Here is an 8,234-nt window from a genome sequence, read left to right on the forward strand (position 1 = left end):
CTCAGGCCTCCTTGGGGTCGACGGGGGCGACGGGGCGGCGGGTGCGGCGCAGCGGCGGCTGGGCACCCAGGCTCTTCGGGTCGAGGCCGGACCACTTGTGGCCGTTCGCGAAGAACGGGCGGCGGGCCATCAGGGTCAGCAGCGGCTTGGTGAAGAGGAAGACGACGACCACGTCGAGCAGGGTGGTCAGGCCGAGCGTGAACGCGAAGCCCTGGACCTTGCCGACGGTGACGATGAAGAGCACCGCCGCGGCGAGGAACGACACGAAGTCGGAGACCAGGATGGTGCGCCGGGCGCGCGGCCAGGCCCTCTCCACGGCGGGGCGCAGGGTGCGGCCCTCGCGGATCTCGTCGCGGACGCGTTCGAAGTACACGATGAACGAGTCCGCGGTGATGCCGATCGCGACGATGGCACCGCACACGGCCGGCAGGTTCAGCGCGAAGCCGATGGCCGGGCCGAGGAGGGACATGAGCGTGTAGGTGAGGGCGGCCGAGACCAGCAGCGAGAGGATCGCGATGAACGACAGGCCGCGGTAGTAGGCCAGCAGGTAGATGATGACCAGCGCGAGACCGATGGCGCCGGCGATGAGACCGGCCTTCAGCTGGTCATCGCCCAGCGCGGCGGTCACGGTCGTCATGCTGTCCACCTTGAAGGTCAGCGGCAGCGCGCCGTACGACAGCATGTTGGCGAGTTCCTGGGCGGACTGCTGGGTGAAGTTGCCGGAGATCTCGGCGTTGCCGCCGGTCAGGGCCTGCCGGACGTACGGGTCGGAGACGACCTCGCCGTCCAGGACGATCGCGAACTGGTTCTGCGGGGACTGGTTCTGCGCCAGCTTGCCGGTGATGTTCGCGAACTTCTTGGCGCCGGAGTCCGTGAAGTCCATCGTGACCGTCCAGCCCGCACCGGTCTGCGTGTTCAGGACGGCCTGGGCCTCGTCGACGTCCGTGCCGTCGACCTCGGCGGGGCCGAGGATGTACTTCTGCCACTGGCCCTGCGAGTTCTTGCCGCACGCCAGCGTCGGGGCGGAGGCCTTGACGCCGTCGCCGACGGTGGAGCGGGCCCTCTCGTCGGTGCAGTCGAGCTTGGCGTACTTCTCCTGAAGCGCGCTCGCGTCGCCCTCGGCGGTGCCGCCGCTCGCCGACGGGGAGGGGCTGGCCCCGGCCTTGTCGGAGGCGCTCGCGGACGGCGTGGCGTCGGCCTTCAACCCGTCCGTGACCGCGCGGCCCTGCGTGGTGGCGGAGGCGGACGGGGACGCGGATCCCTTGCCGGTGGCCGCCGGCTTGTCCGTGGCCTCGCCGGACGGCTTGTCCGTGGGGCTGCCGGTGGGACTCGGGGAGGGACTGGCCGCACCCTGGCCGCCGGAGACCTCGGTGGCGAGGACCGGGCGGAAGTAGAGCTTGGCGGTGGTGCCGACCTGCTTGCGGGCCTGCTCCGAGTTGGTGCCCTTGGGAATGTTGACGATGATGTTTTCCCGGCCCTGCGTCTGGACCTCGGCCTCGGAGACGCCCAGACCATTGACACGGCGCTCCATGATGGAGACGGCCGTGTCCATGTTGGTCTTGTTGATCGCCGCCTCGTTGCCGGCCTCGGGGACCGCGCGGAGCGTGATGCTCGTACCGCCGGCAAGGTCGATGCCGAGACGGGGCTTCGTGTGCCCCGAGGCGAACATCCCACCGGTGAGCGCCGCGATGGCGATCAGGATCAGGGCCAGCGAGCGCCCCGGCTTGCTCTGGGCGCTCGCGTTCCTGCCCTTTTTAGGTGTGGCCACCTTCTCGTACTCCCTCTCGGGCCACCTCGCTCCGGATCGGCGGACGGGCGGCCATGACATGGTGTCGGGATTCCGTGCGAGCTGGGCGTGTCCCGGGGCGCGCGGGCCGGGCCCGCGCACCCCGGGACACGACTACTTCGCGTCGGAGTCGCCGTCGGTCTTCTTCGGCTCTGCGTCCGTCTTCGCCTCGGCCGCGTCGTCGGCCGGCTCCTCGGCCGCGTCCTTCTTGCCGAGGTCGACGGCCTTGTCGTCAGCGGGAGCGTCGGCAGCCAGGTCGTCGGTCTCGGTGAGGGAGGAGGCGTCGTCCGGGACGATGTCGGCGTCGGACTTCAGGTCGTGCTCGATGCCGTGCACGATGCGGTTGTACTCGTCGTCGGTCAGGACGGCGCCGATGGAGTTCTTGGCGAAGAGGAGGTCGACGCCAGGACCGGCGTCGACGAGGACGGTGTCCTCGTTGACCTCCTTGACCGTGGCGTACATGCCCCCGATGGTGCGGATACCGCTGCCGGGCTGCATCTGGTTCCGCATCTCGGCGGCCTGCTGCTGCTTCTTCTTGGCCGACCGGGTCATCAGGAACATGGCCCCGATGAGCACGATGAACGGGAGGAGGGTCAGGAGACTCACGGGTCGGTACTTCCTTCACACGACCGCGCTGTGAGCGGCCAGATGGTTGGGGGTGTGTGCACCGCCGGCAAAGGCGGCATCGGCGGAGTCTAAGCGAGTCCGCGCGCAGGGAACAACGCTCAGCATGGCACCGGGGTTCCTGCTCCGGCCACTGACCTCGCCGCCCCGGAGGCGTAACGGTGCCGTCACGCCCCGAACAGGTCCTGTTGTCCGTTTCCGGCGGTCTGGGAGCGTGGCGGGGTGAGGCCGAGATGCGCCCATGCGGCGGGGGTGGCGACCCGGCCGCGCGGGGTGCGGGCCAGCAGGCCCTCGCGTACGAGGAACGGCTCGGCGACCTCCTCCACGGTCTCACGTTCCTCCCCCACCGCGACAGCGAGTGTGGACAGACCGACCGGACCACCGCCGAACAGCTTGAGCAGGGCCTCCAGCACGCCCCGGTCGAGGCGGTCGAGACCGCGCGCGTCGACCTCGTACACCGCGAGCGCGGCCGCCGCGATGTCCCTGGTGATCAGCCCGTCGGCCTTGACCTGCGCGTAGTCCCGGACGCGGCGCAGCAGGCGGTTGGCGATACGCGGCGTGCCGCGGGAGCGCCCGGCGATCTCGGTGGCGCCCTCCGGCTCGACCACGACCTCCAGGAGGTGCGCCGAGCGGTGGATGACCCGCTCCAGCTCGGCCGGTTCGTAGAACTCCATGTGGGCGGTGAAACCGAAGCGGTCGCGCAGCGGGGGCGGCAGCAGGCCCGCGCGGGTAGTGGCGCCGACCAGGGTGAAGGGGGGCAGCTCCAGCGGGATGGCCGTGGCGCCGGGGCCCTTGCCGACGATGACGTCGACGCGGAAGTCCTCCATCGCCATGTACAGCATCTCTTCGGCGGGCCGGGACATGCGGTGGATCTCGTCGAGGAAGAGGACCTCGCCCTCCTGGAGGGAGGAGAGGATCGCGGCGAGGTCGCCGGCGTGCTGGATGGCGGGGCCCGAGGTGATGCGGATGGGGGCGCCCATCTCGGCCGCGATGATCATCGACAGAGTGGTCTTGCCGAGGCCGGGGGCGCCGGAGAGCAGCACGTGGTCGGCGGTCGCGCCCCGCGCGCGTGCGGCACGCAGGACGAGGTCGAGCTGTTCGCGGACCTTCTCCTGGCCGATGAACTCGTCCAGGTCCTTGGGGCGCAGGGCGGCCTCGACGGCCTGGTCCTCACGGTCGGCGACGGAGTCCACCAGCCGCTCCGCGGCATCGGCGTCGGTCGTGTCGTCCCAGTTCATGGAGTGTGCCTCGGAATCTCGGTGCGGACTATCGGGCGCGGTTCAGGGTCTGCAGGGCCGCCTTCAGCAGCCGGCCCACCTGGGGCGTGCCCTCGGCGGCCTCGGCCTGCGGGGCCACCGCGGACACCGCCTCGTCGGCCTCGCGGGTGGCGTACCCGAGGCCGATCAGCGCCGCGTGCAGCTGGTCGCGCCAGCCGGTGCTGACCGCCGCGCCCACGGCGGGAGCGCCGACGGGCGCGCCGAGCCGGTCCTTCAGCTCCAGGAGGAGCTTTTGCGCGCCCTTCTTGCCGATGCCGGGGACGGCGGTGAGGGCCTTCTCGTCGGCGGATGCGACGGCCCGGCGCAGCGCGTCCGGGCTGTGCACGGCGAGCATGGCCTGGGCCAGCCGGGGTCCGACACCGCTGGCCGTCTGAAGCAGCTCGAAGACCTGCCGCTCGTCGTCGCCCGCGAACCCGTAGAGGGTCAGGGAGTCCTCGCGCACGACGAGGGAGGTGTGCAGGGTGGCGGGCCGGCCCATGCGGAGCGTGGACAGCGTGTTGGGCGTGCACTGGACGGCCATGCCGACGCCGCCGACCTCGACGACCACGGCGTCCGGGGCGAGCGCGGCGACCGTGCCGCTGACGAAGGCGATCATGCCGTCCGGCCTTTCGAGGTGTGCAGGGCTACGGCCTGCTGGAGTCGGTTCTGTGCGGGGGCGCGCCAGATGTGGCAGATGGCGAGCGCGAGGGCGTCGGCCGCGTCGGCGGGCTTGGGCGGTGCGCCGAGCCGCAGCAGGCGGGTGACCATCGCGCCCACCTGTGCCTTGTCGGCCCGGCCGCTGCCGGTGACGGCGGCCTTGACCTCGCTCGGGGTGTGCAGCGCCACCGGGATTCCCCGGCGGGCGGCACAGAGCATGGCGACGGCGCTGGCCTGGGCCGTGCCCATCACCGTACGGACGTTGTGCTGGCTGAAGACACGCTCCACGGCGACGCATTCCGGCCGGTGCTCGTCGAGCCACTGCTCGATGCCCTGCTCGACGGCGACGAGGCGGTGGCCGAGGTCCGCGTCCGCGGGCGTGCGCACGACGCCGACGCCCAGCATCGTCAGCGGCCGGCCCGCGACCCCCTCGACGACGCCCACACCGCACCGCGTCAGTCCGGGGTCCACCCCGAGTACGCGCACCCGCCCCTCCTTCAATCGCCTGTTCGTGCAGGCTATCGGGTACCCCTGACAACGCGACGGGCCGACGGGTGTGTCCCGTCGGCCCGTTGAGCCCGTCGAGCCGGTGCGGCCCGCGGCGGCGTCAGGCGTCGACCTTCTCCATGACCTCGTCGCTGACGTCGAAGTTGGCGAAGACGTTCTGCACGTCGTCACTGTCCTCCAGCGCGTCGATCAGCTTGAAGATCTTCTTGGCGCCCTCCTCGTCCAGCTCGACCTGCATGGTCGGGACGAAGTTGGCGTCGGCGGAGTCGTAGTCGATACCGGCGTCCTGGAGGGCGGTGCGGACCGCGACCAGGTCGGTGGCCTCGCTCAGCACCTCGAAGCTCTCTCCGAGGTCGTTGACCTCCTCGGCGCCCGCGTCGAGCACGGCGGTCAGCACGTCGTCCTCGGTCAGCTCACCCTTGGGGACGATCACGACGCCCTTGCGGTTGAACAGGTACGACACCGAGCCCGGGTCGGCCATGGAGCCGCCGTTGCGGGTCATGGCGACGCGGACCTCGGAGGCGGCGCGGTTGCGGTTGTCGGTGAGGCACTCGATGAGCACCGCGACACCGTTCGGGCCGTAGCCCTCGTACATGATCGTCTCGTAGTCGGCACCGCCGGCCTCCAGGCCCGCGCCGCGCTTGACCGCCGAGTCGATGTTCTTGTTGGGGACCGACGACTTCTTCGCCTTCTGGATGGCGTCGTAGAGCGTCGGGTTGCCATCGATGTCGGCGCCGCCCATCCGTGCCGCGACCTCGATGTTCTTGATCAGCTTCGCGAAGAGCTTGCCGCGCTTGGCATCGATGACGGCCTTCTTGTGCTTCGTCGTGGCCCATTTAGAGTGGCCGGACATCTGCCTGTCTCCTTCGCGTAACCCATCTCAGCAACGAACGCAGGAATCCTACAAGGACTCGGCTGCCCGGTTCGCCCGCACCATGTCGACGAACAGGGCGTGCACGCGGTGGTCACCGGTCAGTTCCGGGTGGAACGACGTGGCCAGCGCGGTGCCCTGGCGGACCGCGACGATGTGGCCGCCGTGCTCGGCGAGCACCTCGGCCCGGGCGCCGACGGACTCCACCCAGGGGGCGCGGATGAAGACGCCCTCCACCGGGTCGCCCTCGATGCCCCGCAGGGCGACGGAGGCCTCGAAGGACTCGTTCTGCCGTCCGAAGGCGTTGCGGCGCACGATCATGTCGATGCCGCCGACGGTCTCCTGGCCCGAGCGCGGGTCGAGGATCTTGTCGGCGAGCATGATCATGCCGGCGCAGGTGCCGTAGACGGGCATGCCGTCCCGCACGCGCGCGCGAAGGGGCTCCATCAGGCCGAACAGGACGGCCAGCTTGGAGATGGTGGTCGATTCGCCGCCGGGGATGACGAGACCGTCCACCTCGGCGAGTTCCTCGGGGCGCCGCACCGGCCTGGCCACGGCGTCGGCCGCGGCCAGGGCGACGAGGTGCTCCCGAACGTCGCCCTGGAGGGCCAGGACGCCTATGACGGGGGTGTCGCTCATGGATTCCTGTGCCTTACCAGCCGCGGTTGGCGTAGCGCTCGGCCTCGGGGAGGGTGTCGCAGTTGATGCCGACCATGGCCTCGCCCAGGTTGCGGGAGGCGTCCGCGATGATCTTCGGGTCGTCGTAGAAGGTGGTGGCCTTCACGATGGCGGCGGCGCGCTTGGCCGGGTCGCCGGACTTGAAGATGCCGGAGCCGACGAAGACGCCCTCGGCACCGAGCTGGCGCATCAGGGCGGCGTCGGCCGGGGTGGCGACACCGCCGGCGGAGAACAGCACCACGGGGAGCTTGCCGAGCTCGGAGACTTCCCTGACGAGCTCGTACGGGGCGCGCAGCTCCTTGGCGGCGGCGTAGAGCTCGTTGTTGTCGTAGCCGCGCAGACGGGCGATCTCGTTCTTGATCTGGCGCAGGTGGCGGACGGCCTCGACGACGTTGCCGGTACCGGCCTCGCCCTTGGAGCGGATCATCGCGGCGCCCTCGGCGATGCGGCGCAGGGCCTCGCCCAGGTTGGTCGCGCCACAGACGAACGGCGTGGTGAAGGCCCACTTGTCGGAGTGGTTGACCTCGTCGGCCGGGGTGAGGACCTCGGACTCGTCGATGTAGTCGACGCCGAGGGACTGCAGCACCTGGGCCTCGACGAAGTGGCCGATGCGGGACTTGGCCATGACCGGGATCGAGACGGCGTCGATGATGCCCTCGATCATGTCCGGGTCGGACATGCGGGCCACGCCGCCGTCCTTGCGGATGTCGGCCGGGACCCGCTCCAGCGCCATGACGGCCACGGCGCCCGCGTCCTCGGCGATCTTCGCCTGCTCCGGCGTGACGACGTCCATGATCACGCCGCCCTTGAGCTGCTCGGCCATGCCGCGCTTCACTCGGGCGGTGCCGGTCTCGGGAGCCTGGTTTTCGGAGATGGACACGGGTGACCTCGCTGAGGGGAAAGGGGATTTCTGCAGCACTGAGGAAACGCGAGGGAACCAGGCCACAGCAAGGGCCAATGGGAAGGACGTGGATCCTTTTTGCGAGGGACGGCCGGAAAGCGACCCGTGACGGGGCTCAGGCGGCCCGGTCCACCAGGGCCACCGGAGGCTCGTCGTCCATTTCGAAGGCCAGGGGGAAGGGCGCGTGACCGGCCAGGCGGAACCAGCGCACCTTGCGGTGGCGGCGCAGGGCCCGGGCCGCGCGGACGGCGTCGTTGTGGAAGCGCCGGGCCATCGGCACCCTGCGGACCGCCTCGGTGAGTTCCCGGGCCGCTTCCTCTCCCCCGGGCGCCTCGCGTACCGCCTCCACCTGTGGAGCCTCCCCGAAGACGGCCCGCAGCGCCTGGCTCAGGTCGCTCTCGGCCACTTCCCGCTGCTCTTCCTCGGCCTGCCGGGCGGCGTGTGCGGCCTCGTAGAGCACGATCGAGGCGGCCGGATCCAGGACCCCCGACGTCGCCAGTTCCTGGGCCACCGAGGCCCGGCGCAGCAGTTGCGCGTCCAGGGCGGCCCGGGCGGCGTCGATCCGGGCGTGGAGACGGTCGAGCCGGCCCGCGGTCCAGCTCAGGTAGAGCCCGATCGCGACCAGGGCGACGGCGATCCAGATGAGAGTGGTGGTCACGGGCGGCAAGGCTAGCGGCACTCCGGGGCCACCGGCTCACCCCGCCCCACTCGTCGTCCCGGTGCGCCGGGCAGCAGGTGTGCGGAATGCACGGTGTACGGAATGCACGGTGTACGGAATGCACGGTGTGCAGAGTGCACGGTGTGCAGAGCGCGCGGTGTGCGGAACGCGCGGTGTGCGGAACGCGCGGTGTGCGGAACGCGCGGTGTGCGGAACGCGCGGTGTGCGGAACGCGCGGTGTGCGGAACGCGCGGTGTGCGGAACGCGCGGTGTGCGGAACGCGCGGTGTGCGGACG

General features: G+C 70.9%; 9 protein-coding genes. All 9 read right to left on the bottom strand.

Going from position 1 to position 8,234, the window contains the following annotated elements:
* Position 1 precedes the first annotated feature (1 nt).
* Complete coding sequence (secD, locus tag ABTX62_RS26575; protein WP_352118572.1) at positions 2-1,768, bottom strand: protein translocase subunit SecD; 1,767 nt, start codon at positions 1,766-1,768, stop codon at positions 2-4.
* A gap of 132 nt (positions 1,769-1,900) precedes the next feature.
* Positions 1,901-2,392: a preprotein translocase subunit YajC gene (gene yajC, locus ABTX62_RS26580; RefSeq protein WP_352118573.1), complete on the bottom strand. Its 492-nt coding sequence runs from the start codon at positions 2,390-2,392 to the stop codon at positions 1,901-1,903.
* 185 nt (positions 2,393-2,577) lie between these two features.
* On the bottom strand, positions 2,578-3,648 hold the full coding sequence (ruvB, locus tag ABTX62_RS26585; protein ID WP_352118574.1) for a Holliday junction branch migration DNA helicase RuvB: 1,071 nt from the start codon (positions 3,646-3,648) through the stop codon (positions 2,578-2,580).
* 28 nt (positions 3,649-3,676) lie between these two features.
* Positions 3,677-4,282 (bottom strand): Holliday junction branch migration protein RuvA, encoded by a 606-nt coding sequence (gene ruvA, locus ABTX62_RS26590; RefSeq protein ID WP_352118575.1) that lies wholly within the window; start codon positions 4,280-4,282, stop codon positions 3,677-3,679.
* Positions 4,279-4,809 carry a crossover junction endodeoxyribonuclease RuvC gene (gene ruvC / locus ABTX62_RS26595; protein ID WP_352118576.1) on the bottom strand — a complete coding sequence of 177 codons (531 nt, stop codon included), beginning with the start codon at positions 4,807-4,809 and terminating at the stop codon, positions 4,279-4,281. Before ruvC ends, ruvA begins: the two co-directional genes overlap by 4 nt.
* Positions 4,810-4,930: 121 nt before the next feature.
* Positions 4,931-5,683 (bottom strand): YebC/PmpR family DNA-binding transcriptional regulator, encoded by a 753-nt coding sequence (locus tag ABTX62_RS26600; protein ID WP_283972585.1) that lies wholly within the window; start codon positions 5,681-5,683, stop codon positions 4,931-4,933.
* A gap of 48 nt (positions 5,684-5,731) precedes the next feature.
* Complete coding sequence (gene pdxT / locus ABTX62_RS26605; RefSeq protein ID WP_283972586.1) at positions 5,732-6,340, bottom strand: pyridoxal 5'-phosphate synthase glutaminase subunit PdxT; 609 nt, start codon at positions 6,338-6,340, stop codon at positions 5,732-5,734.
* A gap of 13 nt (positions 6,341-6,353) precedes the next feature.
* Positions 6,354-7,259 carry a pyridoxal 5'-phosphate synthase lyase subunit PdxS gene (pdxS, locus tag ABTX62_RS26610; RefSeq protein ID WP_283972587.1) on the bottom strand — a complete coding sequence of 302 codons (906 nt, stop codon included), beginning with the start codon at positions 7,257-7,259 and terminating at the stop codon, positions 6,354-6,356.
* 136 nt (positions 7,260-7,395) lie between these two features.
* Positions 7,396-7,938, bottom strand: a complete 543-nt coding sequence (locus ABTX62_RS26615; RefSeq protein WP_352118577.1) for a LemA family protein — start codon at positions 7,936-7,938, stop codon at positions 7,396-7,398.
* Between the last annotated feature and the right edge of the window lie 296 nt (positions 7,939-8,234).

Origin of the sequence: Streptomyces sp. NPDC096046 (assembly GCF_040303285.1) — a bacterium.
Taxonomy (GTDB): Bacteria; Actinomycetota; Actinomycetes; order Streptomycetales; family Streptomycetaceae; genus Streptomyces.